At 35.5% G+C, this 26,912-nt stretch carries 21 protein-coding genes, 6 tRNA genes, 2 rRNA genes, 1 riboswitch and 1 other annotated feature; of the genes, 9 read left to right on the forward strand and 20 right to left on the reverse strand.

What is annotated here, in order from left to right:
• Position 1 precedes the first annotated feature (1 nt).
• The gene (locus tag GYV61_RS08010) at positions 2-1,288 is read right to left on the reverse strand and encodes a serine hydrolase (protein ID WP_174795422.1); all 1,287 of its coding nucleotides are present in this window, start codon (positions 1,286-1,288) and stop codon (positions 2-4) included.
• 94 nt (positions 1,289-1,382) lie between these two features.
• Between GYV61_RS08010 and GYV61_RS08015 the strand changes: the two genes are divergently transcribed.
• The 3 genes from GYV61_RS08015 (at position 1,383) to GYV61_RS08025 (ending at position 3,325) form a co-directional block, all read left to right on the forward strand.
• Positions 1,383-1,466: transfer RNA gene (locus tag GYV61_RS08015), tRNA-Leu, on the forward strand.
• 314 nt (positions 1,467-1,780) lie between these two features.
• The gene (locus GYV61_RS08020) at positions 1,781-2,005 is read left to right on the forward strand and encodes a PspC domain-containing protein (RefSeq protein WP_046325161.1); all 225 of its coding nucleotides are present in this window, start codon (positions 1,781-1,783) and stop codon (positions 2,003-2,005) included.
• Between the two features lie 204 nt (positions 2,006-2,209).
• Positions 2,210-3,325 carry a pyridoxal phosphate-dependent aminotransferase gene (locus tag GYV61_RS08025; RefSeq protein WP_174795423.1) on the forward strand — a complete coding sequence of 372 codons (1,116 nt, stop codon included), beginning with the start codon at positions 2,210-2,212 and terminating at the stop codon, positions 3,323-3,325.
• Between the two features lie 200 nt (positions 3,326-3,525).
• On the opposite strand, the gene GYV61_RS08030 is transcribed toward GYV61_RS08025, so the two are convergent.
• Positions 3,526-5,169 carry a putative polysaccharide biosynthesis protein gene (locus GYV61_RS08030; protein ID WP_174795424.1) on the reverse strand — a complete coding sequence of 548 codons (1,644 nt, stop codon included), beginning with the start codon at positions 5,167-5,169 and terminating at the stop codon, positions 3,526-3,528.
• A 95-nt stretch (positions 5,170-5,264) separates the two neighbouring features.
• The gene (leuS, locus tag GYV61_RS08035; RefSeq protein ID WP_174795425.1) at positions 5,265-7,679 is read right to left on the reverse strand and encodes a leucine--tRNA ligase; all 2,415 of its coding nucleotides are present in this window, start codon (positions 7,677-7,679) and stop codon (positions 5,265-5,267) included.
• Between the two features lie 36 nt (positions 7,680-7,715).
• Positions 7,716-7,906: a binding site (T-box leader), on the reverse strand.
• Between the two features lie 56 nt (positions 7,907-7,962).
• Between leuS and GYV61_RS08040 the strand changes: the two genes are divergently transcribed.
• Positions 7,963-8,625, forward strand: a complete 663-nt coding sequence (locus GYV61_RS08040) for a phosphatase PAP2 family protein (RefSeq protein WP_238786769.1) — start codon at positions 7,963-7,965, stop codon at positions 8,623-8,625.
• Positions 8,626-8,681: 56 nt separating this feature from the next.
• Here GYV61_RS08040 and GYV61_RS08045 read toward each other — a convergent pair whose 3' ends face one another.
• Positions 8,682-9,170 (reverse strand): cupin domain-containing protein, encoded by a 489-nt coding sequence (locus tag GYV61_RS08045; protein ID WP_110446322.1) that lies wholly within the window; start codon positions 9,168-9,170, stop codon positions 8,682-8,684.
• Between the two features lie 330 nt (positions 9,171-9,500).
• On the opposite strand from GYV61_RS08045, the gene GYV61_RS08050 reads away from it, so the two are divergent.
• The 4 genes from GYV61_RS08050 (at position 9,501) to GYV61_RS08065 (ending at position 13,697) form a co-directional block, all read left to right on the forward strand.
• Positions 9,501-10,694: a hypothetical protein gene (locus GYV61_RS08050; protein ID WP_174795426.1), complete on the forward strand. Its 1,194-nt coding sequence runs from the start codon at positions 9,501-9,503 to the stop codon at positions 10,692-10,694.
• A gap of 66 nt (positions 10,695-10,760) precedes the next feature.
• Positions 10,761-11,951 (forward strand): hypothetical protein, encoded by a 1,191-nt coding sequence (locus tag GYV61_RS08055; protein WP_174795427.1) that lies wholly within the window; start codon positions 10,761-10,763, stop codon positions 11,949-11,951.
• Positions 11,948-12,559 (forward strand): ATP-binding cassette domain-containing protein, encoded by a 612-nt coding sequence (locus GYV61_RS08060; protein ID WP_174795428.1) that lies wholly within the window; start codon positions 11,948-11,950, stop codon positions 12,557-12,559. The genes GYV61_RS08055 and GYV61_RS08060 overlap by 4 nt, the downstream gene beginning before the upstream one ends.
• A 4-nt stretch (positions 12,560-12,563) precedes the next feature.
• Positions 12,564-13,697: a hypothetical protein gene (locus GYV61_RS08065; RefSeq protein WP_174795429.1), complete on the forward strand. Its 1,134-nt coding sequence runs from the start codon at positions 12,564-12,566 to the stop codon at positions 13,695-13,697.
• An 86-nt stretch (positions 13,698-13,783) separates the two neighbouring features.
• Here the strand turns inward: GYV61_RS08065 and GYV61_RS08070 are convergent, their stop codons facing one another.
• From GYV61_RS08070 to GYV61_RS08125, 12 genes are all read right to left on the reverse strand, one after another.
• Positions 13,784-14,530 (reverse strand): tyrosine-protein phosphatase, encoded by a 747-nt coding sequence (locus GYV61_RS08070; protein ID WP_110446327.1) that lies wholly within the window; start codon positions 14,528-14,530, stop codon positions 13,784-13,786.
• A gap of 139 nt (positions 14,531-14,669) precedes the next feature.
• On the reverse strand, positions 14,670-16,124 hold the full coding sequence (locus GYV61_RS08075) for an MDR family MFS transporter (RefSeq protein ID WP_174795430.1): 1,455 nt from the start codon (positions 16,122-16,124) through the stop codon (positions 14,670-14,672).
• Between the two features lie 29 nt (positions 16,125-16,153).
• Positions 16,154-17,353 (reverse strand): methionine adenosyltransferase, encoded by a 1,200-nt coding sequence (gene metK / locus GYV61_RS08080; protein ID WP_174795431.1) that lies wholly within the window; start codon positions 17,351-17,353, stop codon positions 16,154-16,156.
• Positions 17,351-17,431, reverse strand: a riboswitch (SMK box riboswitch). Its footprint overlaps the gene before it by 3 nt.
• 80 nt (positions 17,432-17,511) lie before the next feature.
• Positions 17,512-17,584, reverse strand: a tRNA-Val gene (locus GYV61_RS08085).
• A 4-nt stretch (positions 17,585-17,588) separates the two neighbouring features.
• Positions 17,589-17,660: transfer RNA gene (locus GYV61_RS08090), tRNA-Glu, on the reverse strand.
• A gap of 123 nt (positions 17,661-17,783) precedes the next feature.
• Positions 17,784-17,856, reverse strand: a tRNA-Val gene (locus GYV61_RS08095).
• Between the two features lie 216 nt (positions 17,857-18,072).
• Positions 18,073-18,897, reverse strand: coding sequence for a class I fructose-bisphosphate aldolase (locus GYV61_RS08100; protein WP_174795432.1), 825 nt, complete (start codon positions 18,895-18,897; stop codon positions 18,073-18,075).
• Positions 18,898-18,919: 22 nt separating this feature from the next.
• Positions 18,920-20,293: an FAD-binding oxidoreductase gene (locus GYV61_RS08105; RefSeq protein WP_174795433.1), complete on the reverse strand. Its 1,374-nt coding sequence runs from the start codon at positions 20,291-20,293 to the stop codon at positions 18,920-18,922.
• Between the two features lie 13 nt (positions 20,294-20,306).
• A complete protein-coding gene (locus tag GYV61_RS08110) occupies positions 20,307-21,242 on the reverse strand; it encodes a hexose kinase (protein WP_174795434.1) in 936 nt (311 codons plus the stop codon).
• Between the two features lie 17 nt (positions 21,243-21,259).
• On the reverse strand, positions 21,260-22,765 hold the full coding sequence (locus tag GYV61_RS08115) for a xylulokinase (RefSeq protein ID WP_174795435.1): 1,506 nt from the start codon (positions 22,763-22,765) through the stop codon (positions 21,260-21,262).
• Positions 22,765-23,808, reverse strand: a complete 1,044-nt coding sequence (locus GYV61_RS08120; RefSeq protein WP_174795436.1) for a galactitol-1-phosphate 5-dehydrogenase — start codon at positions 23,806-23,808, stop codon at positions 22,765-22,767. The genes GYV61_RS08115 and GYV61_RS08120 overlap by 1 nt, the downstream gene beginning before the upstream one ends.
• A 25-nt stretch (positions 23,809-23,833) precedes the next feature.
• Complete coding sequence (locus GYV61_RS08125; RefSeq protein ID WP_174795437.1) at positions 23,834-25,108, reverse strand: PTS transporter subunit IIC; 1,275 nt, start codon at positions 25,106-25,108, stop codon at positions 23,834-23,836.
• 268 nt (positions 25,109-25,376) lie between these two features.
• On the opposite strand from GYV61_RS08125, the gene GYV61_RS08130 reads away from it, so the two are divergent.
• Complete coding sequence (locus GYV61_RS08130) at positions 25,377-26,324, forward strand: YhfZ family protein (protein ID WP_174795438.1); 948 nt, start codon at positions 25,377-25,379, stop codon at positions 26,322-26,324.
• A 98-nt stretch (positions 26,325-26,422) separates the two neighbouring features.
• Here the strand turns inward: GYV61_RS08130 and GYV61_RS08135 are convergent.
• The 4 genes from GYV61_RS08135 to GYV61_RS08150 all read right to left on the reverse strand — a co-directional run.
• Positions 26,423-26,512 (reverse strand) — tRNA-Ser (locus GYV61_RS08135).
• A gap of 7 nt (positions 26,513-26,519) precedes the next feature.
• A tRNA-Asn gene (locus tag GYV61_RS08140) sits at positions 26,520-26,592 on the reverse strand.
• 10 nt (positions 26,593-26,602) lie between these two features.
• Positions 26,603-26,719: ribosomal RNA gene (gene rrf / locus GYV61_RS08145) — 5S ribosomal RNA — on the reverse strand.
• Positions 26,720-26,790: 71 nt separating this feature from the next.
• Positions 26,791-26,912 (reverse strand): 23S ribosomal RNA (locus GYV61_RS08150); the annotation flags it as partial.

Consider the following 26,912-nt stretch of genomic DNA (forward strand, 5'->3'; position numbering starts at 1 on the left):
ATTAGCCTCCAAATAGCCAACGCCAAAATCGAATTAAAAAGTTAACTTTATTAGTTGATTGTAATGCCTGAGCAGGTAAAAGTAAGCCATTAGGCTGTTGCAGAGAAATAATTTTATTTTTACCGGCTTTAAAGAAATAGTAATTAATTCTTTGCCCTACTTTAATGGGAGCTTCAACAACTTTTGCCATTAAACCCACTTTAAATTTTGGACCATTTTGAGGCACCCAAATCAGACTCTTATTCTTCATGCCAATATTTATTTGTCTGGCTTCTCCGTTGTGAACTTCTACATTAGTATGACCAATAATTACTTCATTACGCTGAAAGACTAGAGGCTGATAGTTCTGATAAACATAATCAAGTAACTTGCTAGTCTGAATAAAACGCGCTGGGTCAGTATTGGTTAAATGTTTTGCTCCCATGATGACCGTGATGATTCTGCCACCCTGATGGCGCGCGGTTGCAATAAAACAAGCACCAGCAGCATCTGTTGTTCCCGTCTTTAAGCCATCAATCTTAAACCGTTTGCGGTACTGCGGCAGCCCTTTTAGCATCCAGTTAAAATTGCTCATTGGTATTGCCATATTTTGGTCAACAAAATTCATTTTAGCAATGTTAGTAGTTTTAAGCACTTCCGGAAAATCTTGAATTAAATGCTGCCCAATGATTGCCATCTCTTTGGCCGACAGCATATTTTCGGCATCTTTATCTGCATCTGGATAGCCATCGTTACCCACGCTCTTGTTAGGCAAGCCGCAAGTCGTGTATATCTGATCGCTCTTAATACCCCATTTATTTAGTTGTTGTCTCATTTGCTTGACAAAAGCTACTTGGGAACCACTAACTGCTTGTGCTAGCATCATTGCAGCTCCATTAGCCGATTCAATTAACGTTGCCTGATACAACTGCCTGATCGTATAGGTATGCTTCAAACGCAGTGGAACGTTGGAATATTCTCTGTTACTTGCAACAGCAAAGATTTGTTGAGTTGGCGTTACTTTAGTATCCCAGTTTATTTTATTCTGGTCAATCGCCTTTAGTGTCAGATAGACAGTCACCAGTTTGGTCATCGAAGCTATAGGTAATTGCTTGTTAATGTTTTTACCATACAGCAACTGTCCTGTTTTACTGTCTATAGCAATTGCCGCCTTGGCATCAATGTTGACTTCATTTTTATTATAGTTATCAGGTAACTCTGGGGCGGCTTTTACATCCACAGGAACCACTAAAATTAATAAACTGATAAAAATTAAAATGATCGCTTTAGCTTTCTTTTTCAAGTACAAATCACCCTTTCCTGATTTTTTTTAATTATTTTACGTTTTATGATTACATTTTACCAAATTTTTGGTATGATTATTACTGTGCTAAAAATAATAAGCCCCGATGGCGGAATTGGCAGACGCGCAGCGTTCAGGTCGCTGTTTAGGTAACTAAGTGAAAGTTCGAATCTTTTTCGGGGCATTTGTGTAGGAAGAGCTAATCTCTAGGGATTAGCTCTTTTGTTATTCTGATACTTTTGCGCTGCGCAAGCAATAAAAGTGAAAGCTCCAAAGACCCTGACTCCAACTTAACTACTCGACTCTGATGAAGCCAACATCATAATCCTTATATGTTGCAAACAATAATATATTTTTAAAAATTTTTTTGTGTGGGATGCTTTGAATTTGATTTTTCCCATATTGATATTGTAACTAGTATTTTTATAATAAAAAATATTTTAATATGTACTTTAATGATTATTTTGTATTAAAATTAATACAAAAGGAGGCACAGTCATGCAAAAACGATTAACAAAATCCCAGGATAAAGTTATATCCGGCGTATTTGGCGGTGTGGCAGAATATTTCGGTTGGGATAAAGCGTGGACCAGAATTGGTGGTGCAGCATTAATACTATGTACAACCTTTCCCGGACTGCTTTTATATATTATTGCTGCTATTGTGATGCCTGAAAAAAATCGTCATGATGATACTCTTGATGGTGAATTTCATAAGCCTTAAACTTATTGTAAAAATATAAATTGAATTTCAACACGTTATTTAAGCCTTTCAAAACTAAATTAATGTGAGATCAGCTAAAAATCCAAGTATATATGGGCAAAACTGCTCATTTATACTTGGATTTATTTTTTAGTTAAGTTGACCTTTTTTTAATTAAAGAATATGATTTAGACAATAATTTACTTAAAGAAAGGTTAGCGTATTATGAGCTTAGACGTTAATATACTTCCCTCCGACTATATTGATTTGTCTATTGGAGATTTTCGTTCTGGAATAAACAAAAGAATAATTGATAAATTGGTAAAAAGAGTTGAGCATGCTGGAAATGGATATACTCCGGGTTTGGGACTGCCTAAACTGAGAGAAAAAATTGTGTCATACTACAGTGAGACTTACGGTATCAAGGATATTGACATCAATAATATTCAAATCACCGTTTCATGTCTGCACGGTGCTTTTTTATCATTAAGATCTATCATCAAAAATAAATCTGATGAAATTATTGTTATTGCCCCATTTTTCCCTTCATACTTAAATTTAATTGCGGGAGTGGGCGCAACTCCAGTAATTTTTAAATCAGAGGCTCCTACTTTTGCACTGCCAATTGAGCAAATCAAAAAAGCCGTCAATGCAAATACTAAGGCCATCATTATTAATTATCCTAACAATCCTACTGGAGCCAGTTTGTCGCAAACGGACCGGGAATTCTTGAATAATCTCTGTGAAGAGAAAAATATTTTCGTGATTGACGATCATGTTTACAGCGATTATCCCTGTAAATATCAATACCAGCCAATCTCAACTGATATTTCCCATCAAATTTTAGTAAGCAGCTTTTCCAAAAGTTTTGCCATACCAGGAATACGTCTTGGCTATGTCATTGCACCAGCCAATATTATTGAGCGGGACGGCTTTTATAATGAAGGGATCACTTTCAGTGCCCCAACTATTAGTCAATTCATTGGGGAAATAATTTTGGAAGAACCAGAGAAATATACCCACCATATTGAGGAAATTAAACAGACCGGTGCAGAATTAACCAAACTTTTTACTAGGAGTAAATATTTTCCTTGCTCCTCATACATGGGTGGCTTATATATGTTTATTGAAGTACCAGAAACCATCAAGGACATTGACCTATACTATAAATTGCTGGAAAAACACTTTCATGTAATTGTAGCTAAGGGAAGTGATTTCCAATATTCAGACAGATACTTCAGAATTTCTCTTTCAACCGAAAAAGGAATTTTAGTAAAAGGTGTGCGAAAAATTATTGATTGTGTAGATTACACTTTGAATTACAATAAGCAGAACGCATAACATCACAAAAATAAATTTAAAAATTATTATATTAAAAAAGCTCAGCAAGCGCCAGAGTTCATTCTAGCAGCCTAGGAGCTTTTTTATTTTACCTCACTTTTTACCCAATTCATAATTAATCTTAAGTTGTTTAATTAAATAAAATAAAAAATGATACCGACTGAACAATCGGTATCAAATTCGCTTATATTAGGTTTTATTTAAGCACGAATGTGCAGTTTTTCCAATATTGGAATGATTTTATTTCCTAAAATTTTCTGCGCTAAATTAGACTTGATAGCCGCAAAGCCATAAAACAAGCAACCCACAACGACCGCGACAAAAACAATGACGAGTGACTGTAAACTGCTTGCAGGACTTAAGAACAACTCCAGTCCTTTTTCTACTGCCAAAACCAGCAAAAACATGATAACTGAAAATGCAGTAATGCCAATAAAACGTCGTCTTGTACGATCCTGATTGAAATTGTAATTAATCTTAAGGTGTTCTATCGCCATAAAGATAATGACAAGCATTCCTAAATTAGTGGCAATCAATGGGCCAAATATTTTAAAGACATAAATCATGGGGTATTGCATTAAAATCTTAATGATTAACCCTAATACTAAATATTTAATTGCAAGTCCATTTTCCGATAGGCCCTGTAAAATAGCCATTAATACCGTAAACAAGCCCAAACTAATAGCTGTAAAGGAAGAAAGGTAAAGTACATTTGATCCTAGCTTGTCATATCCGTAAAAGATGGTATAGATTGGTGTAGAAATCGCAGCCATGCCAAAGGAAGCGGGAATCATGACAAATAAAAATAAGTCTAAAGTATTACCAATTTGGTCAGAAATTGCACGAAAATCATGCTTAGTGTGAGCTGCAGACAACAGAGGAATTGTCGTCACAGCCATAGCACTTGCTAAAGACACAATGATCATTATCAACTTATTGGCATTAAGCGCAAATAACGCATACCAAGTTTCAATTGTATTATTAGTTGCACTAACCAAACTCGAGATAATGGGGTGAAAGCTATATTGGTCTACCAGATAAAAAAGTTGAATACCTGCATCAATAATTATAAAAGGAATTGCCTGGGCAATAATTTCAGCAAAAAGAGCAGAAGTTGAAACCTGTATTTCATTATTGGAATTTTCAACTAACTCGTTAAGTTTATTACGTCTAGACAGCAAAAACCACGTTAAAATAGCTATGCCAAAAACTGCTCCAATCGCAGCAGCCAAATTTGATTGCACCACCGCATCAACAAAATTACCATGCTGTACTTGCATAATAATATAAGCAGTTAACAGCATCCAAATTACTCGTGCTAATTGTTCTACAAACTGGGACATTGCTGACGGCATCATGTCTTCGTAGCCTTGAAAATAACCCCTCATAATACTTAATACAGGAATAATTAAGATGGCGTAAGACAGGCTTCTCATTACCCTTACTTGTCTTGGATCAATTTGTGAACCATTAGAAGCTAAAAAAGGTGAAGCAAAATACATCACTGCAGCAGAAATAATTCCTAGAAATACCATTAATATTAAGCCGCGATGAAAAAGCTTACGTCCAACTCCGTACTCATTAAGCGCATTATACTTAGCCACCTGTTTAGCAACAGCACCTGGAATGCCCGCAGTGGATATTAAAATAAAAATACTATAAATGTTATAACTTCTGGCAGTTAAGGCATTGGCAATATTACCATAGGGCGACATCCAATAAAACCATGGAATAATATAGAGAGCACCCAAAATACGTGAGGTAATAGAGCCGAAAGTCATCCACGCACTGCCTTTAATGAAGGTATTTTGTGTATTTTGTTCAGATAAATTATTTTCTTTCATTAAAGTTCCCTAAATCTAGTCTACTAACTATATTATTGTGAATGAAAATGAGCAATTAACAACAAATATACTTTGCACTTTAGGAAAAATTAACTTTATTTAGCTACAATATTGACAATCTTATTTGGTACAACAATGACCTTTTTAATATCTTTGCCTTCTAAAAATTTCTGGACGTGAGGCAATGCCAATGCTTGTTTTTGAGCTTGATCTTTATCCATGTCAACAGCCGCCTTAAAATTGCCACGCAGCTTGCCATTTACTTGCACCATGATTTCGACTGTTGATTCAACCAGTTTGGCTGAATCATAGGTTGGCCATTTGGCAAAAGTTACGGATTGCTCATGACCAAAGATTTGCCAGATTTCTTCCATCATGTGAGGAGCGATTGGGGCTAAAAGCGTAATGAAACCTTCCGCATATTTTCTTGGAATCGTTTTTGCTTTTTGCGCAGCATTAACAAAGACCATTAATTGAGAAATTGCAGTATTGAAATGTAAGTCATCAAAATCTTCAGTTACTTTTTTAACAGTTTCGTTATAAATTTTATCTAAAGTGCCATCGTTTTCAGCCACAATATTTTCTTGTGGTATGGCTTTAAGATCCAAATCATTAACGAACAGACGCCAAACTCTGTCTAAGAACTTTTTGGTTGAAGCAGGACCATTATCATCCCAGTCAATAGATGCATCAAGGGGTCCCATGAACATTTCATACATTCTAAGACTGTCTGCACCATACTCATCAATGACATCATCAGGATTAACTACATTGCCTTTTGATTTGGACATTTTATCATGATCTTTCAGAATTAATCCTTGATTGAATAGTCTTTGGAATGGTTCTTCATTAGGAACAACACCTAAGTCATACAATACCATATTCCAGAATCTGGCATAAAGCAGGTGCCGGACAGCATGTTCTGCGCCACCAATATAAAGGTCAACTGGCATCCACTTCTTTAGCATTTCGTAATCAGCCAGCTTATTGTCATTATGTGGATCAACAAAGCGTAAGAAATACCATGATGAACCTGCCCAATTAGGCATGGTATTAGTTTCTCTTTTACCCTTGCGGCCATTCTTGTCAACTACATTTACCCAGTCCTTCAAGTTTACCAATGGACTTTCAGGTGTACCTGACGGCTTAATGTCAGTAGCATGAGGTAAAACAAGCGGTAATTCATCTTCTGGAACCAATGTAGTTTCTCCATCTTCCCAGTGAATTACTGGAATTGGTTCACCCCAATAACGCTGACGACTAAATTCCCAGTCACGTAACTTGTAATTAACCTTTTTTTCTCCAGCGTGGTGTTCAGTAAGCCACCCAACGATTTTATCCTTTGCTTCTGCATTGTTAAGTCCATTTAAAAACTCTGAATCTATATGCGGGCCGTCACCAGTATATGCTTCTTGTGCAACATCTCCGCCCTTAATAACTGGTTTAATAGGCAAATTGAATTTCCGAGCGAACTCATAGTCACGGGTGTCATGAGCTGGTACAGCCATTACGGCACCAGTCCCATAGCTAGCAAGAACATAATCAGCAATCCAAATTGGAATTTCTTTGTTGTTTACGGGGTTAATGGCGTAAGCGCCAGTAAAGACCCCAGTTTTGGTTTTATTTAAATCTGTTCTTTCAAGGTCGGACTTAGATTCAATTTGCTTAATATAAGCGTTAACTTCATCTTTTTGACCAGCGGTCATAATTTTTTGGACTAATTTATTTTCAGGAGCTAAAACAGCATAGGTTGCGCCAAATAAAGTATCTGGTCGGGTACTAAAGACATCAAATGTTTCATTAGAATTTTTAACCTTAAAAGTAATTTGGGCACCTACTGACCGCCCAATCCAGTTACGTTGCATTTCTTTAATATTTTCTGGCCAGTCAAGATTATCCAAACCGGCAAGAAGACGATCTGCATATTTAGTTATTCTCAGCATCCATTGCTTCATGTTGCGCCGATATATAGGATAACCACCGCGTTCAGTCTTACCATCAACAATATCTTCGTTAGCAACAACTGTACCTAAATCAGGTGACCAGTTAACCGGTGCTTCCGCTTCATAGGCCAAACCATTTTTATACATTTGTTCAAATGTCCATTGGGTCCACTTGTAGTATTTAGGATCGCAAGTTGCCAGTTCCCTGTTCCAGTCATATGAGAATCCTAGAGTATTGAGCTGCCGTTTGAAATTGGCAATATTTTCAGTAGTAACAACTGCCGGGTCTTGCCCAGTCTGAAGAGCATACTGTTCAGTCGGAAGGCCAAAAGCATCCCAGCCCATTGGGTGCAGTACATTATAGCCTTGGCTACGTTTCATCCTTGCAATGGTATCTGTTGCTGTGTACCCTTCGGGGTGTCCTACGTGAAGTCCCTTACCAGATGGAAAAGGAAACATATCTAAAACATAAAAATTCTTCTTTTTGGGATCATTACCTGTTTTAAAAGTTTGATTTTTTTCCCAGTAATCCTGCCATTTTTTTTCAACAACTTTGTGATTGTACATATTTTTACCTCATAAAAAAAGTCCTATGAAATTCTTTCATAGGACGAATAATCGCGGTACCACCTAAGTTCCACGCCGAAAGCGTGACACTTCTTGCCCCTTAACGCGGATAGCAAACGTTAGAATTGTTCCAGGCTCAGTTCACAATCTTTTTTCTAGTCTTGCACCAACCGACTTTTCTCTATAGAAAAATAAAACTGCTACTAGTTCCTGATCTTTATTTTTTGACCAATAATGATTATAATTTACCACAAATGCAAAAAAAAACAAGGGGAGAAAATTTTTGAACAAAACGATACAAACAAAGAGAGACACGATAATACCTGCGACCATATTTTTGATTTTGTACGCTATCTGGGCAATTTTAGTTGCTTCTGAAAATCAATTTATTCACAATTTTGACCAATCAGTGATTAATATTATCTGCAACAATAATCCTATTATAATCAAGTTTGCGACAACTTTTACTAATTTAGGAAATACAAATGTAATCACAATTGAAACTATAATTTTGGTGATTGTTTTAGCACTTAGAAAAAGATTTGCATGTGCTGTTTTTACTGCAGGAACCATGATAGGTGCTAATGGCTATAATTGGATCATCAAGCATGCTATTGCAAGGCACAGACCACTTACTGAACATCTTGTTGCTGCACATGGTTACAGTTTTCCCTCAGGTCACTCTGTTGGCAGTGCTACTTTATTTGGAATTTTAATTGTTCTAACAATTTTATTAATCAAAAATAAAGCTGCTAAAACTGTCTTATGTCTTGTTTGGGCTTGTTTTCCAATATTAATTGGTTACACCAGAATTTTCATTCATGTCCATTATCCATCTGACGTAATTGGGGGTTTTCTAGAGGGAATCGCATTTCTCTTAATTGGATACTCCTTTCTTTACCATTATTATTTAGAAAGTCAAAGAGCACAAAGCAATTTATACTAAGTAAAAGGATTCAAACTGATTTAAAGTTTTGAATCCTTTTTTATGTCAAAATTATATTAATCCAGCGCTAACCGCTCAATGACCTTTTTGTATGCCGGATATTGTTTGAGTAAATCTCCCTTTTTAAGCAGTTCAAAGTCGTGATAATCAAATCCTGGCGAAACTACACAGCTTACTAAACAAAAACTATCTGGTTTTACAACTTCCGAAGCAAAAATGGTATTCTTCGGAACTCTAAATTGCATTCTTTCACCAGCAGAAACATTTTTACCCAATTTAACGGCTGAATATTTACCTTCTGGAGTAATACAGTGAATAGTAATCGCTTCACCGTCATGGTAATACCACATTTCATCATGATTCAAACGGTGAAAGTGAGAACAACTTGTGTCATCAAGCAAAAAATAGATGGATGTATAATAAAACCGTTCTGCTTTACTATCTTCATCATAAAACTGCTTATCACTCGCATATACTTGCCTGAACCAACCCCCTTCTTGGTGAGGTTCAAGATTTAATGCTTTGATATAATCGTCACGTTTCATTTTTTCTCCTTAACAAAAATACAAATTATATATACAAATTTAACGCATTTTTGCTTTAAAGTCAGCTAGTAATTTTAAAACAAAAGTTTAACTACTTATTAATTTTTCAATTTTATTAATTAAATTTACCCTTTGGATAATAAATATTATATGAATTTTTGATTGCAAAAAAGGAAATAATATTATATCATCAAGTAATTAAATGTTGACACTTAAAAGGTACCGTGTTAGTGCCGTGACATTAATTTTAATATTGAAGTCATAAAAACTGCTAGATCAATAATTTTAATCTAGCAGTTTTTTTAAACCTAGATTAAGAGGTGACGAAAAATGCCGTACATGAAGTTAAAAGTTAAGCAAATGCTCAAAAGTAAATTTACCTGGATTAGTCTGATAGCTATTCTAGTAGGTTGCCTCTCTTTTTGGACAAAGAATTATTATGCTAGCAAGTCTGACAGTATGGAACTTAGTACTGCAAAAGCTAATGTAGCTATTCAAAAGAAAAACGTCATATATTTTCAAAAAGAACTCAAACAGAAAAAATTAGATGAGGACAATAAGAAGCAAATAAGAAAAAGTCTAAAGGGTTCACAATCAGATATAGCTGAAAAACAAAAACTCATTAAGGCCCTCCAGTCCAAAGATTGGCAAAAAGCCTATCCGATCATGATTAAAGAAGCCAAATTTTGGCTTGCTGATGCTAAGAAAAATGGCTCGAATAGTGAAGCCGTTGCTATAAGTAAACGTGATTTATTGGAACTGCAAACATTAGCCAAACAATATTTACCAAAAGAACAGACTATTAATCCAGTAAAAGGCGGTTTTTTTCTTATTTTTGTTATGGAACAATTCTTACCTATACTTGTAGTCCTAGCCGTTATTTTTGTTCTGGTAAAAATATTTGCAAGTGATTACTTTGACCGTATGAGGTTAGGCAACTTATTACCGCAAAACAGATTGGTATTAAGCGAATTTTCTACTGGTTCTTTAATGGGTTTCTGTTATTTTCTTGTTACCTTCTTGTTGATTTTTTTGATACCTAGTCTTTTTGCCGGAACTGGCAATTTTAACTATCCAATTGCGGGCATGAACCCTGTGACTAAAGAATATATTTTTATTCCAATGCATCAACTCTTGTTGCCAATTTTAATGTTAGAATTGTTAAGTTTTATCTTTATCTCAGGCATGGTGTTATTTTTCGTTCAGTTTTTTAAGAATCCTATTATTGCGTTACTTTTTTCTGTACTGGTATTGGTTGGAGGTATGGTTATCCCACAATACATAGTAGCTGAACGGAGTTTTGCTCAGTTCATTCCGATGAGCTACTTCTTTGCTTTACAACCAGTGAATGGCATGTTTGGTATCAGTAATTCCTATGTCATCGCAGATGAAACGAAATTGGTAACTTATCCGCAAGTAAATTTTACTAACGGTGTAATTGTTTTACTAGTAGGAATATTAATTCTTTTGCTTCTAAATTACTTTGTCGCCGAAAAAGCACAAAAAGGAATAAAAACAAGTTAACTTTATCAATATTATCTTAAAACGTCTAAACTATCTTTTTAATTTTTATATAAAGAGGTGAGAAAAATGCCATATTTTAAGTTACAAATCAAACAGGTGCTCAAAAGTAAATTTACCTGGATTAGCCTTTTAGCCATTTTACTCGGATGTTTTTATTTTTGGATAAAAAACTACAATTCGCGCTATATTAATCCGCGCATAATAGAAGCTAAAGAAAATATAGCTCTGGAAGAGAAAAATGTCAGATATTATCAAAAACAGTTACAAAAAGCTAATTTGACCAAAACAGCCCGCCGGCAAATTGAACTGGATCTGGCTGAAAATAAGTCTTCTATGAAAGAATTTAAGACCTTAATTAAAGCAATTCAAACAAATAGGTGGCAGCAGGCTTATCAAATCATAATAAAGCAAGAAAAATACAATCTTGCTGATGCAAAACGTAATAATGCCAGTAAAGATAATATACTGGCAATTGAAAGTAATATTCAAAAATTACAGTATCTGAAACGAAATAACTTACCAGAAGAAAATGAGCACTATTCTGTTAAGGGCGGATTTTTTATATTAGAAATGATGCAGGAAGTCTTACCACCTTTAGCAGTTTTAGCCGTAATTTTTATTCTGATCAAGTTATATTCGTCCGGTTTTTATGAACGAATGCGTCTAGCAAATCTTTTACCGCAAAAAAATCATTTGCTGATTGAATTTGGCGCTGGTTCGTTAATTGGATTCGGTTATTTCTTAGCAGCATTTCTATTGCTTTTTATTATTCCGAGTATATTTTTCGGGACTGGTAACTTTAAATATCCGATGATGGGCATAGACGCAGTAGCTAAACGGAATATCTTCATTCCAATGTATCAGTTGTTTTGCCCTACTTTAATTTTAGAATTATTTAGCTTTATGTTCATTGCAAGTGTGGTTTTGCTTTTCGTACAAGTATTTAAAAACCGTCTGTTGGCATTATTCATTTCTGTTCTGATATTAGTTGGTGGTATGGTTCTCCCACAATACGTAGTAGCAGCGAGAAATTTTGCCCAATTCATCCCCATGAGCTATTTTTTCTCCTTACAACCAGTCGATGGTATGTTTGGCATCAGTAATGCCTATGTCTTTGCTGATGAAACTAAATTAGTTACTTATCCGCAAGTTAATTTTACTAATGGCATGCTAGTTTTAGCCCTAGGAATTATTATTCTGTTATTTTTAAACTACCTCACAGCACGAAAAGCCCAGAAAGGGAGGAAAACAAGATGATTGAAATTAGAGATTTAAGCCTTACATTACGCGAACCCATACTCAAAAATGCCAATTTTAACTTTCAAAATGGCAAAATATACATGCTTCATGCACTTAACGGCACTGGTAAAACCAGTGTCCTCAGAACTATGGTCAGCTTACTGGCGCCAAGTTCAGGCCAAGTCTTGTTTGACGGCAAGCCTTTTGCTAACGTCAAAAGCCAGGTTTTTTACCTCGAAACTTCTGACTGGTTTGACAAAAATCTTTCGGGGTTCGATTATATGCAATTTGTTAAAAACGAGTGGCATTCAAACCTGGATCTACAAGATATCATAAACCGCTGGGAAATGAATAATTATGTAAAAACTGCAATTAGAAAATATTCATTGGGGATGAAGCAAAAATTGGTGGTTGCCCTTTATGAGTTAAGCGATGCCCAGTACTTACTAATGGATGAAATTAATAATGGCCTTGACAGTGATAGCCGGCAAACTCTTTATCAGGAATTGGCTAATTTAGCAAAGCAAAACAAGCTTATTATTATGGCTTCTCATTATCAAGATGAAGTAGCAGGAATTGTTGATGATACTTTGACATTAAAGCACCACCAGTTAGTTCGGGGATAAAGCTATGGCCTATTTCGAATTACAATTTAAAAAGGTATTTAAAAATACCTTGACCTGGCTAATTTTAAGTATAGTGCTAATATGTGCGGGATTTATTCTAGGCTATAATGCTTTAAAAGGTGATCAAACTTCAATCCGTTACCAAATAAGTCAAGATTTAAGCCAGCAGAAACAAGCCCAAGCTAATTTACCCCCGGTTAAAAATCAAAATAGAAATGAGCGGCAAATATTAAAAGCCCTAGATAATGAAAATTGGGATCATGCTTATGAATTGATGATTCGTCAAAACAACAGGCAAGCAGCACAAGTCAAAATTGGTGGGGCTGAACTTAGACAAGAAATTAAGCAGAAAAATGCCCGCTTGCATGCTCTAAAGCAAGCCAATTTACCGGAACAAAATGAACAACATCCCAAACAAGGTTGGTTATTCTTATTTAAACTTTCGGAAGGTTTTCTGCCTGCAATGATCATCGTCATGCTTTGTTTTATATTATGTAATATTTTCGCATCAAAGTATGTTGATCATTTAAATCGTGCCGTATTGTTACCAAATAAGCACAGTGTAACTCTAGATATCATTTTAGGATTACTAATTGCTTTTTTACTAACTCTTTTCATCTGTCTTTTAATCTGGGGATTTTGCAGTTTACTTTTCGGTAGTGGCGCACTTTCCTATCCAATTCAAGGAGTTATATTGCCAGGAATGCTCAAAAATACTTATCAACCACTTTCTGTTTGGCTAAAGCCAGCGCTTGCTTTATCTACCTTGGCATGCATCTTCATCGTGCTTTTGGTACAGCTTTTAGCTCAAATTACCCGTAATCAATTAAGTTGTCTTTTCTTAGCACTATTCATACTGTTAGGTGGTGCAATTTTACCATTTATTTTACAATCAACCTCTGGTGTTGGGGGAATGACTAAAACCGCAGTTGTGCAATACATACCAATGACTTACCTGCTTTCAACTCAGGTGGCAACTGGAAACTTAGCAACCAAATTTAACAACCCGCAGCTGCATTTTGCTTTTGGTTGCAGAGTTCTGATAGTCTCAATTGTCATGCTCACAATCCTCAATTTTTCATGGCCATGGCTTTCAAGGCAGATGAAGAAATTAGGTAAAAATAGTCAAATAAATTAAAAGCAAAAGAGTTTGGGAAAATTTCGGTGTGAATCTTTAAACTAGGGCACTTCATTCCTCCCAAACTCTTATTTTATAATTGCTTTTTATTCTAAATAAATTTGTCTCATTTTAGTTTTAAAATCAAGCGGCAGATCCAACCCTTTAATCAAATAGTTGTCAAAATCACCATAATTTTGCTTAATAGCCTTAAAATATCTTTCTAAATAGGATTTTTGCACAGTTAAAGCCACAGCCACATCTTCTAATTGGGAACAGGTTAATTGGTCTCTCAAGTAATCCAAAATTGCTTGATTTTCTTGTTTTCTAGCCTTAATGGTTTTTAAGTAATCAGCAAAAATTTGCTCATCACTTACTCCCAGACTTTTCAAAATCAAAGCCGCTGCCACACCCGTACGATCTTTACCAGCAAAACAGTGAAAGGCAGTCGGCACCGGATCATTTATTAGTGTCAGCAAAAACTGGTGATAGCCTTTTTGTGCTGAATTTTGGAGTGCTAATTCTTCATAGGTGGTAAGCATATCCTCTTCAGCTTGATTGTTAGCAGAAATAATTTCATCTACACTTGCCTGATTAACTTGAGCGTCTTTTAAAACATCAATTACAACATAATCTAATCCTGACCACAAGTAATCCGGATATTGTTTTCTTTCTTCCTCACCCCTAAAATCAAAAACTCTCCTAATTTGATATTTATTCTGAACCTGTTCTTTTTGGTAGGCGGTTAGATTATATAGCTGGCCACACCTAAATAAAAGTCCATCTTTGACCTTTCTTCCGTCAGCGCCAACATTCCCGCCTAAGGAACGCCAATTTGTAATTTCCCTTACCATTTTTACTGCTCCCGTTAAATTTTATTTTTAATAGTATTAATTATAATTTTTAAGAAAAGATATTTCTACTGCGGAAGATATTTTTAAGCAAAAAACCGCTGGACAATTCTTCCAGCGGTATTATTCAAATTTTGTATTATTAATTATTACTATCTGCTTTTTGATAAATACAGTTAAAAATAACAGAGATAATAATTGCAACAAGTGAAACGAAGTAAACACCCTTTAAAGCACTAAACAGCACTTGTCTTAATTGAGGTACTAAGTTTGCAGCCAGTTCTTGAGCCTTAGCTGACGAAACAATTTTATTCATCATACCTTGTGTCAAGTTGGGATGTTTAGCAAGTTGGTTTGCCACAATGGTATTAAAGGTAATACCAAAAATTGATACCATCATGGTTTGACCTAAATATCTCATCAAGGTGTTAAAAGAAGTGGCTACACCGATATTTTCTTTAGAAACTAAAACTTGTGAGCGCACCTGTGAAGCAGTTAAAACTCCCCCAAAGGAAAAGCCATTTAAGGTGGCAATCACACAGAATACCCAAAACGGCGTGTGTATCGGCACAATCAGCAACATACAATCTGCCACTAACAACACTGCTAATAAGCCAAAGAAAGTTTTCTTAACACCCCAACGGCTTAACATACCGCCAATTAAAAATGATCCTACAACCCACATTACAGAGCTTGGGGTCACTGCAAAACCGGCAATTGTAGCAGATGTACCATTAATGCCCTGCATCCAAGTTGGAATATAAAATTCGAAGCCAATAACTACACCGGCGACTAACAGCGTAATCATATTTACAGCTAAGAACTCTCTGCCCTTTAGCATTGATAGTGGCATTATTGGGTCTTCTGCGCGTTTTTCTTCATGATAGAAGATAACAGCACTGATAGCGATTAAAGCGACTAGAGCGGCTAAAACAAGCGGTTTGATTGTTCCCAAATCTTGCAATGTGAACATCAAAGTCAAAAGTAAAACTATTAACCAAAATGTTCCCTTAATATCAAGTTTTGATTTTTTCTTATTTTTGGGTTCCTTTAGGAAAAAGATAATTAATAGTAATGCAATGATCCCTATTGGCACATTAATATAAAAAACCCAGTGCCACGAAAGGTTTTGCACAATAAAGCCACCTAGTAATGGGGCAATGACTGAAGCTACGCCCCAAAATCCTGAATTGAGGCCTAACATTTTTGTTCTTTTTTCAATACTGTATAAATCAGCAATGATTGTCATAGCGACCGGCTGAACTGCTCCGGAACCCAATCCTTGAATAACACGGAATAAAATCAGTTCAACCATATTTTGAGCTTGGCCGCAAAGTGCAGACCCAATAACAAATAATGCTATTCCAAACAAAAAAATTGGTTTACGTCCAACACTGTCTGCTAATTTGCCATATAAAGGAGTTGATACAGCGGTCATAAACAAAAATATTGAAACAACCCAATTCATAATTTCCAACCCATTTAGATCAGAAACAATTGTTGGCATTGCAGTAGAAACGATCGTACCTTCAATAGCAGTCATAAATGTGGTCATAAAAATCGCAATCATTACTACTCGTACATTTGTTTTCTTCAAAATTACAACTCCCTTACTTATGAAAAAAATTACTTATTTTCGTTAACAAAGTCTAACAATTCTTGAACTTTATCGGTCTTTTCCCATGGTAAATCTATATCTGTCCGGCCAAAATGACCATAAGCTGCCGTTTGCTCGTAAATCGGTCGTCTAAGATTCAGCATTTTTATAATACCGGCTGGACGTAAATCAAAAACTTTACGGACAGCTTTGGTTAATAGGTCATCGCTAACTTTTCCCGTTTCTGCCGTATCGATCATAACTGATACAGGATGAGCAACACCAATTGCATAAGCCAATTGAACTTCACAACGTTCAGCTAGGCCTGCAGCAACTATATTCTTGGCTACATATCTTGCCGCATAGCTGGCACTACGATCAACTTTTGTTGGATCTTTGCCAGAAAATGCACCGCCACCGTGACGAGCATAGCCGCCGTAAGTATCAACAATAATTTTGCGGCCAGTTAAACCTGAATCACCTTTCGGTCCGCCAATAACAAAGCGACCCGACGGATTAATCAAAAACTTGGTCTTTTCATCCAGGTACTTTTCAGGTATTACTTTTTTTATCACCAGATCAATCATAGCCTGACGAATTTCCTTGTTAGAAACTTTATCATCGGTTTGAGTAGAAATGACCACAGTATCAACCCGTTTAGGCTTCTGCTTTTCATCATATTCAACCGTTACCTGAGCCTTAGCATCAGGCCTAAGCCATGTTAAAGTGCCATCTTTACGGAGTTTTGCAACTTGCCGCATTAAGCGGTGAGCCAGTGAAATTGGTAAAGGCATTAATTCAGGCGTTTCGTTGATTGCAAAGCCGAACATCAAGCCTTGATCACCTGCACCAATTTGATCTAGCTGATCATCATCAGATTGATTTTCACGTGTTTCAAGTGAATGGTCAACACCTTGAGCTATATCCGGTGATTGTTCATCAATATCAATTAAAACGGCGCAATTATTGCCATCAAAACCGAGCTCAGGTCTATCATAACCAATTCTCAAAACAGTCTTGCGAACAATGCTTTGAATGTCAACATATGCAGTTGTAGAAATTTCTCCAAAAACATAGACAATTCCAGTATTGACAATAGTCTCGCAAGCAACATGAGCTTGCGGATCCTTGGCAATAATAGCATCCAAAATTGCATCTGAAATCTGATCAGCAACTTTATCCGGATGACCTTCAGAAACTGATTCTGAAGTAAATAAACGTTTTTCCATAATAGTCCCCCTATAGACAATAGCTATTCGGTTACAAGGCATCTCCGTTAAAGGATCCTCTCAGGACTTGAACCGATATTTTTACTCTTCGTTCTATATTTTTATATATTATATTGATAATAAAAAAGGCTACCGCAGGTTCGGTAGCCATAGAACGATGGAGGATACAGGGCTCGAACCTGTGACCTCCTGCTTGTAAGGCAGATGCTCTCCCAGCTGAGCTAATCCTCCAAAGTGACCCGTACGGGATTTGAACCCATGTTACCGCCGTGAAAGGGCGATGTCTTAACCACTTGACCAACGGGTCATTGTTCTGAATCAAAGCACATTCAATAGTATACCTATTCTGAAAGAAAATGCAAGGATTCAATTTATTAGTTAAATCAATAAATAATGGCGGCGCGAACTTCCCTTCACACCACCATTATTATGGAGGATACAGGGCTCGAACCTGTGACCTCCTGCTTGTAAGGCAGATGCTCTCCCAGCTGAGCTAATCCTCCATTTTGTTGTTGTCTCTCGACCACTTCTAATAATTTAGCATAAGTTTCTTTTTATGTCTACACTTTTTTAAAAAAATTCTAGATTAACCTATTAGAAGCTATTTCTAACAAAAAAGCTGAAAAAATAACTATGCATGTTATTCTTCAGCTTCTTTAATTAAATATAGAGTTAAAGTTTAATACTAAAAGTATTGAATAAATAAAATTTCTAAGTAGTTAACATTGTTGGTGGACAATTTTTCTGAAGCGTCTTAAAGCTGCTACAGGATCTTTTGACTGATATATGTTACGGCCAAATACTATTCCTGCCGTTCCTGCACTAACAGCAGCTTCAGCCATTTTATCAGCTTTAGATTCAGCAATCTTCGAGCCACCGGCAACCATTAATGGTGCGGTAGAAATTTCTTGCAATTCTTGCAATTGTTCTGGCGTATCTGGATATTTGACCTTAATAAAATCAGCACCAATTTCTGCGGCCATACGAGTATTGATTTTCATTAAATCAAATTTCATAGTCCCGTCTTCTTCTTTTTCTTTATTTTTAATTGTTCTAGGTTCAATAATATGCAAGAGCCCGTATTTTTGACAAAGCTCATTTACTTCAAAGTTGCGTTTCATTTCTCTGGCTTCAACCTCAGGATTATCTTGTCCAATGTAAAGATAAGTCATTACACCTATTGCTCCACTTGAAAGGACGCGTTCAATTGAAGTAATTGATTCAGCAACTCCTTCGTCATAACCAACTTGATTTTTTGATCTTGAAACATTTTGCCAATCATATAATGCAATCATCTCAGGCGCATTTTTCCCAGTAAACAGTTGTTGGCATGCGGGAAGAAATCCCATTGGCATCAAAATTGCATCTGCTTCTCTTAAAGTTTCATTTTGCCTTTTTATTTCTTCTTTTGTAGCCATTCCTGGATTGGGTCCGATTAAAATACCATGTGCATACGCTACCATTACACATCGCTTTGATTTAGGATTCAAGAAGCGACTTAGTCTCAATTCTTTACCAATTTGATTTGTGCATTTAATTACCATAAAATTCTCCTTTTTATAATGACTATTCTTTTTCGTCATTTTTTAAATTTAAAATACCTGGATTAAACATCCCTTTGGGATCAAAGCTTGATTTTATTTTTTTCAATAAATCAAAAGAGACAGGACCCACTTCTTCATTGAACCATGGCAACCTCTGACGTCCAATTCCGTGATGGTGGGCACCAGAACCACCAACTTCATGAACTGAATCCATCACAATTTTCCAAATTTCATTATACTTAGCTAAAGTATCAGCTGCATCTTTACCAGTAGCAAAAATAATAAAATATATATTAGCTCCACTTGGATAACAGTGAGAACAATGTGCCCATAATTTATCTACCTTATTTTCCAATCTCTCTGAAACAAGATGAAACATTTTTGGTAGCATTGTCCAATTTCCTGATACCTCAATTGCATCTGCAATCTTTGTATTACTATCATTTCCTTCTTTGAGCCATGCAGCATTATAGCGATCCCGCTCCCAATTGTTTCCTATTGATGCTCCTAAATCATGACCCGTTCTTTTCTTAGCGGTAATTAAAACTTGTTTTAATACTTCTGGTACAATTGTCTTCGCACCAACCAAGCCTATAATCATCAAAACTTTATTTGATTGATAGTTAATTGTTGAATATAAATTTTGTGCTTCAGCAGGATTATAGATACGTACTACTGCTGGCACTATATCTCTACGATAAAATTCACGCGCCGTAAAAATTGCATCCTCAATTGAATCAAACTCAATACCTCTAAATTCTTTAGTTTCAGGTATTTTCCAGATCTTTAAAGTAACTTTAGTAATTATTCCAAGTGTTCCTTCGGAGCCAACGAAAAGATTAGGAATATAAGGGCCTGTTGCTGAACGAGGAATATTTCTATTAACAAATATTTCACCATTTGGAAGAACCACTTCCAAGCTTTGTACAATATTTTCAATATTGCCATATTTACTACTAAAAGTTCCAGCAGATTTGGTTGCAACCAATCCACCAATACTAGCTAAATACAATGATTGTGGATAATGTCCCAATGTATAGCCCTTTTTATTTAAATACTTTTCGATTTCGCCACCTAAAGTTCCAGCATATGCTGTCACTAAATGGTTATTTTCGTCAAAATTGATAATTCCCTTCAGCTCTTGCATATCTACTGTTAATGATGGTTGCTCAGGAACTATCCCACCTAAAACTCCAGAAGCTCCGCCATATGTTACAATTGCCAGCTTGTGCTCAGAAGCATATTTAACAGCTTGTTTAATTTCATCAACTGATTTTGGAACGACAATTCCCGCAGGCAAATGATTATCTATTTGCTCTTCAGTCCACTTCATTGAAGCCGGCCACCAATCTTTAATATGTTTCCTTTTTTCAGCTTTATCCGTTATTAAATCCATTTTTATTTCCTTTTTAAACTCTATTTATAGTAATATTATTTTTAATCGCATCTAATTCATCAAGCTTTAAGTGTCCTGGATGTTCATCAAGAGCATTTAAAACGCCATATGCCATTGACCGTAAAAGAATTTTTTCGGTTGATTCATTTTGATCTATACCAAGTGCCAAGCCAGCGACTACCGAATCACCGGACCCAATGGCATTAATTGTATTAATTTTTGGTACCTTAATCTCATAAAAACATTCACGATGTTTTACAAGAGCACCTTCAGACCCTAAAGTTAAAACAATCCATTCTATTCCGTTAAAGAGTGGCATAGACAAATATTTTTTTAAAACACCCATATCCTTAACTTCAACTTTTCGGTTTATCAAGCTTTCCAATTCATGTTCGTTAGGCTTGATTAGCATTGGTTTTATTGAACTTGAAATACTAGCTTTTAAAGCTGAACCGGAAGTATCAAGTAATAGTTTTTTTCCCTCGTTTACAGCAACTTCAGTTAATTTACTATAATAATCATGATTTAATCCTTGCGGTAAACTACCTGAAACGACTATTGTGTCAAAATCGTTAATAATCTCATGATAAAAGTTAAGAAAATTCGTGTAAGTTTCTGATGATAATTTTGGACCTGCTTCTAAAATTTCAGTTTGTAATTTACCAGTAATTATAGAAATATTATTTCTTGACTCTTGGTCTATTTCAAAAAAGTGATGTTTAATTTCTTGTTCATTTAAGCGACTTTTAATAAAACTACCAGTAGTTCCGCCAATAATTCCAGTTGCTACAGCTTTATTACCAACTTGATTTAAAACACGAGTAACATTTAGACCTTTACCACCTGCAGTTTTTGTAATATTTAAGGCTCGATTTGTCTTCCCTAATTGAAATTTATCAAGTAGATATGTAATATCAACCGAAGCATTTAGTGTTACAGTTAAAATCAATTTGTATTCGCCTCATGTCATTTCATCAAGCCTTTCAGGCTTTCATACAATTTTAAGTACTTTGCAAAGCCTTTATTATAGGTTTCTAAATTATTTTTATTGGGCTTATATACTTTTTGAATTCTCACTGTTTTTGCTCTAGCCTCTTCATAATCTTTATACACATGGACACCAACACCAGCTAAAATTGCTGCTCCTAAAGTAGTGGCAGTATCAGATGAAGGAACACGAATTATTTTTCCAGTTACATCAGCTTTTATTTGTGTCAATATAGTAGAGTTAGCTGAGCCACCCATTGCCCACAGCTCTTTTACCTTAGCACCTAATTGTTCGGCAATAACTAAATTGTGCCTTAGTGAGTATGCAATTCCTTCTTGCGAAGCCCTAATAATATTAGATCTGGTCTTAGTAAAATCTAAGCCATAGTAAACACCTTTAGCATATGGATTCCAAATAGGTGAGCGTTCACCTTTCATGTACGGTAAGAATATTACTCCTTCCGAACCTGCAGGAACTCGTGCAGACAATTGATCCATTTCATAGTATGTGCTAGTACCGTGATAATGTGCATTAGACTTTTCTTCAAAACAAAAATTGTTTTTTACCCAATCAATGACACCACCGCCACCAACAGTGCCTCCTTGAAGGAGCCAGTGACCTGGAACAACGTGATAACCCATGATTAGCCGTGGATCTGCAATATATTTATTTAAGCAAATGCTCATTCCTTCAGCTTGACCGCCTTGCTCTTGTGTTTCCCCATTTGAAATAACTCCTGTGCCTAAAGCACCACAGGCGGCATCGACACCTCCAGCAACAACGGGTATCCCTTCTGCCATCCATGTTTCAGCTGATGCTTTACTGGAAACGTGACCTACAACTTCATCGCTATTGTAAATTGAAGGAAAAATGGTAGAAGGAATACCGAACGCGTCACACATTTCCTCACTCCATTCACCTTTTTTCATATCAAAGCAATGTAAACCATACCCCTGTGAAATATCTTGAGTTATTTTACCTGTCAATTTATAAACTATATAACTATTAGATTGAAGGACTTTATAAACTCTTTTAAATATTTCTTGATGGTTTTCTTTTAACCATAACAGTTTAGGTAAACTGTAGGTGGGTTGAAATGGATTACCACTGACTTCAAATATTTTTTCCTCTCCAATTTCTTCTTTTACCCGATTACAAAGATCTGTAGCTCTTGTATCCATCCAAATTGGGTTATTAAAAATGACTTTTCCATTACAATCAATTGGTATCATTGACCAACCCTGACCATCTACGCCAATTCCCTGGATAGTAACATCTACCATTTTTTTATTACTTACAATTTTCTTAGTAGCTTCGCAAACAGCATGCCACCATTCTTCAGGCTTCTGTTCAACCCAACCTTCAGCAGGATAATAAGTGGGGTACTTTTCACTAACAGAAATAATAACTTTACCGTCAATAGTAAAAGCAGTTAACTTACAACTTGATGTTCCTATATCAATTCCTAAAAGTGCATCTGTCATTATTCTTCACCCCCTATTTGGTATAAAACTTTAATATTAGCTGAATCTTTCTTAGTTAGATCATAGAAAGGCTTTGCCCCGTCTTCTAACGAATAAGTTGCCGTTATCATCTGATCTAAATTAATTAATCGCCGTTTTAATAAGCTAATTGCTGCTGGCCATTTATAGCCTGGAAATGGCGCTGAATATGACATCATTGAACCAGTAACTAACAATTCTTTACGAAAAATTTCTTCAAATTCATTTGCCTTAAAGGTAACATCATGGGTACTAGTTCCAACATATACTACCCTTCCTCTTTTTTTAGTTACTAATATGGCTTGCACTTGTGTAATTGGATTGCCTATTGCCTCAAAAGTAATTGTAGGGCATTCATGATCATTAAAATAATCAATCAAATTTGTCTTTGACGAATTTATAGTAATGTCAGCTCCTAATTTATGGGAAAAATCCAATTTTTTATCATTAATATCGATCATAATAATTTTCCCCAAACCTTCTGCCCTTAAAGCGGTTAAGATCATCAGACCGATAGTTCCTGCGCCAAATATAACTGCAGTTTCATTAACTTTTAGCGAGAATCTTTGTGTTGCGCTCAGTCCAATCGTAAAGGGTTCAACTAAAGCTGCTGTTTTAAGACTTACGTTGCTCGGTAATTTAATAATATTTGTTTCTGGAACAGCCACGTATTCAGCTAAAGCTCCTGGTTGATGAGAACCTATAAAGCCATAATTTTCACATAATTCTGGATATCCCGCTAAACAATATTCACATGAACCACATACCGTCAAAGGTGCAGCAGTGACTCTTTCCCCCTTTTTTAAACTCTGAACATTTTTACCTATTTTTACTATTGTTCCTGAAAATTCATGCCCCAATATTTGAGGAAATTGGTGAACTGCACCTTGAAAGTAGCGCGGTAAATCTGAGCCGCATATACCACAAAAAGCAACTTTAATTAAAACTTCATTATCTTTAATTTGGGGTGGCTCAATTTCATTAAGAACCATTTTCTCTTTATCAACAATTTGTAAAGCCTTCATATTTTTAACCTCTTACTTAAAACTTCTAGTTTCCAAATCCTAATAATTTCGAAAAGTATACAACAATCCACATCAATAAATTTCCACCTTCATCCCAGCAACTAACTAACGTTTTTCCACCAACAACTCCATTAAGAACGTGAGTCATCTGCGCAGCTTGAGTTGTAAGTGGAGCTAGTTGAGTTGCAGCTATAGTTGTTAAACTTATCCAAATAGTTGTCAAAATGACGTTATAAACAATATTTCCTTTGGTATATGGAGCCATTCCGCCAATCCAATATGGTAAAGCGGCTAAGCTTGCAACTGGAAGAAAATTGTTACCTGGTAAGAAAGCACAAAGAAATATTGCAATTGGATACATAATAACTACTGTTGACATTACAGATGGATCTTTTAATAACATTACTGGATCAACAGCAATATTTAATTTTCTTCCTTGGAAACGATCTTTCATAAAAGTAGACAAATTAGTGGTAATCGGTAAAATCCCATCTGCAACAAATTGAAGCATAGCCGGTAAAATTACAAGCACAGCTGCTAATTTTATTGCTAATTGTATAGTCGAGGCGACACCTATTCCTGCAATTAAGCCGATTACTGCTCCTAATAATGCACCAACTACACTGTTTTCACCAAAAATACCAAATTTCTTTTTGATATCAGAAGAAGAAGCTTTTATTTTATTTAACCCAGGTATAATGTTTATAATTTTCATCATAAAAAAGGCAAAAGTTGCAGGAAATGTTGCTGATGGCGCAGGAATAGTTACGCCTTCAAGTTTATTAAATTCTTGAAACTTCTTGGCATGAAAATCAGCTAAAAACATTGAAATTACAAGAGTAACAATCCCAGCAATAATGCCTAACAATAAATTTTTAGTGAAAGCCCAAAACATAACACCCAGAGCCGAGCCATGCCAAATATTCCACATGTCTACCCACAAAGTGTTAGTAAGTTTTAAAGTTACTAAAATAATATTCACAACGACAATTCCTAAAATTATCCAAGGAACTCCTGGCCATCCCCAGGCAGCAGTAACACTACCGTATCCAATGTCAACTACTGAAAAGTTTGCATGTAGTCTTATAGACAAAGCCTTAGTTACTGGTTGCATAGCCTGAACCGAAAAATCAGTTATCAAGTTCAAACCCGTTAATCCAATTCCAATTAATAATGAGCTTGTTAGACTTTTCGCAAAACCAGCTTTGCACACTAATCCAATAATTAGCATAACTATTGGAACAAAATACGTTCCTCCAAGACCAATAAACCAATCAATGGCTCCCTTTAATATATTCACTTAATTACCCCCTTTACAAGACATATTTACAATACAAGAATAAATCTAAATTACTTTTGCTCAAATACATAATACAGTATTTTGTATAATTAATCAAACAAATATTAAAAATATTATTTTAGAAGTACTACTCTAATAGATAATTTGTTTTTTTAAAGACATTCACTATTCGGTGTATAATGATATTTAATAATGTTCAACTCTAAATTTATGATTTCAATATTATTTTTAGTTGTAAATATCAGATTATTAAATAAAAATTGATAGTATGGGAGCGATTAATATATTTTCGAGTAAGACTGCACACACTCAACAAAAACTTGCTGAAATACTTTTATCCTGCAAGATAGGAGATAAAATACCGACTTTTAGTTTTCTTCATGACGAATTAAAGGTTGGTACTGGAACTATTCAAAGTGCACTTAAGGATTTTGAGCAAGAGAAAATCATTAAACTAAAGGCTCAACCACATTATGGAACGATTTTGATTTCTAAAGATATCAAAAAGCTATGGGGATTTTTGCCAAATCGTCATCTTGTGGGATTATTTCCTGAACCGCTTAGCTTAGAAATGCGGGGATTAGCCATGGGGATCAGGGAAGCATTAAACGATTTAAATATACCACTTGTTATAGTATATGGGTATGGTTCAGCTATTAGATTTGATCGTATTCTAAGTAAGAAATCAAAAGAAGATTTTGTTGTTTCTTCACTTGCCTCTGCTAAAGATAGAAAAAAAATTAGCCCTAAGTTAAAAATAGCATTAAAATTGAATAGCCATACTTTTTATAAGAAAGATGGATTGCTATTACTGGAAAAACAAGGAATAGAAAATAGACTTGTATCAAACATAAGAGTGGGTTTAGATGATAGCTCCTATGACCAATCTATACTAACTAAAGAAATATATCCAAACGCTGAATACATACCAGTAAAATATTCCAATGTACCTTTTGAAATTTTAAACCAAAATATTGATTGTGCAGTTTGGCACCGCACTCAAAATGAAAAGTATTTACAAAAAACTTCAATAGATTCAATCAAGATTCAACAAAAGTTACTCAAAAATGTTAGTCTTGAAGAAATTTCAAAAGCTGTAATTAGTGTTAATTCAGATAACTGCTTAATTATTGAACTTTTACGCAATATCAATGTTGAAAAAATTCAGTACTTTCAAAAGCAAGTCGTCGAAGGTAAAATCGATGCGCTTTTCTAGAGTTGATTCTAAAAGCAGTTTTTTATACATATAAAATTTTAATTTAAAAAATTAGCGAAAAAAGACCCTGTAGTTATTTATGACTACAGGGTTTCTTACGGAGTGTGAGAGATTTGAACTCTCGATACAGGATTAACCCATATACATGATTTCCAATCATGCTCCTTAAGCCACTCGGACAACACTCCAAATTAACTCCGGCTGTCAGACTCGAACTGACGACATCTTGATTAACAGTCAAGCGCTCTACCAACTGAGCTAAGCCGGAATACTAAAAAGCACGGCAGCGTCCTACCCTCGCAGGCAGTCTCCCACCAACTACTCTCGGCGTGAAGAAGCTTAACTGCTGTGTTCGGCATGGTTACAGGTGTTTCCTTCTTGCTCTTGCCACCGTACTTTTCCTTGTGAGCTTTTACACTCAAAACTAAATATAATCCGCTAAAAAAACCTTGATTGCCTTTAAGCTTTGGTCAAGTCCTCGACTGATTAGTACTGGTCCGCTCCAAGCCTCACGGCTCTTCCACTCCCAGCCTATCTACCTCTTAGTCTTTGAGGTGTCTTACTACTTACGTATGGGAAATCTCATCT

It is taken from the genome of Lactobacillus melliventris (assembly GCF_013346935.1).
GTDB lineage: Bacteria > Bacillota > Bacilli > Lactobacillales > Lactobacillaceae > Lactobacillus.

What these genes read in the sequence shown, in the direction of transcription:
- GYV61_RS08020 (WP_046325161.1), top strand. Translation starts at nt 1,781, where the DNA reads ATGCAAAAACGATTAACAAAATCCCAGGATAAAGTTATATCCGGCGTA.
- GYV61_RS08025 (WP_174795423.1), top strand. Translation starts at nt 2,210, where the DNA reads ATGAGCTTAGACGTTAATATACTTCCCTCCGACTATATTGATTTGTCT.
- GYV61_RS08030 (WP_174795424.1), bottom strand. Translation starts at nt 5,169, where the DNA reads ATGAAAGAAAATAATTTATCTGAACAAAATACACAAAATACCTTCATT.
- leuS (WP_174795425.1), bottom strand. Translation starts at nt 7,679, where the DNA reads ATGTACAATCACAAAGTTGTTGAAAAAAAATGGCAGGATTACTGGGAA.
- GYV61_RS08045 (WP_110446322.1), bottom strand. Translation starts at nt 9,170, where the DNA reads ATGAAACGTGACGATTATATCAAAGCATTAAATCTTGAACCTCACCAA.
- GYV61_RS08050 (WP_174795426.1), top strand. Translation starts at nt 9,501, where the DNA reads ATGCCGTACATGAAGTTAAAAGTTAAGCAAATGCTCAAAAGTAAATTT.
- GYV61_RS08055 (WP_174795427.1), top strand. Translation starts at nt 10,761, where the DNA reads ATGCCATATTTTAAGTTACAAATCAAACAGGTGCTCAAAAGTAAATTT.
- GYV61_RS08060 (WP_174795428.1), top strand. Translation starts at nt 11,948, where the DNA reads ATGATTGAAATTAGAGATTTAAGCCTTACATTACGCGAACCCATACTC.
- GYV61_RS08065 (WP_174795429.1), top strand. Translation starts at nt 12,564, where the DNA reads ATGGCCTATTTCGAATTACAATTTAAAAAGGTATTTAAAAATACCTTG.
- GYV61_RS08070 (WP_110446327.1), bottom strand. Translation starts at nt 14,530, where the DNA reads ATGGTAAGGGAAATTACAAATTGGCGTTCCTTAGGCGGGAATGTTGGC.
- metK (WP_174795431.1), bottom strand. Translation starts at nt 17,353, where the DNA reads ATGGAAAAACGTTTATTTACTTCAGAATCAGTTTCTGAAGGTCATCCG.
- GYV61_RS08100 (WP_174795432.1), bottom strand. Translation starts at nt 18,897, where the DNA reads ATGGTAATTAAATGCACAAATCAAATTGGTAAAGAATTGAGACTAAGT.
- GYV61_RS08105 (WP_174795433.1), bottom strand. Translation starts at nt 20,293, where the DNA reads ATGGATTTAATAACGGATAAAGCTGAAAAAAGGAAACATATTAAAGAT.
- GYV61_RS08115 (WP_174795435.1), bottom strand. Translation starts at nt 22,765, where the DNA reads ATGACAGATGCACTTTTAGGAATTGATATAGGAACATCAAGTTGTAAG.
- GYV61_RS08120 (WP_174795436.1), bottom strand. Translation starts at nt 23,808, where the DNA reads ATGAAGGCTTTACAAATTGTTGATAAAGAGAAAATGGTTCTTAATGAA.
- GYV61_RS08130 (WP_174795438.1), top strand. Translation starts at nt 25,377, where the DNA reads ATGGGAGCGATTAATATATTTTCGAGTAAGACTGCACACACTCAACAA.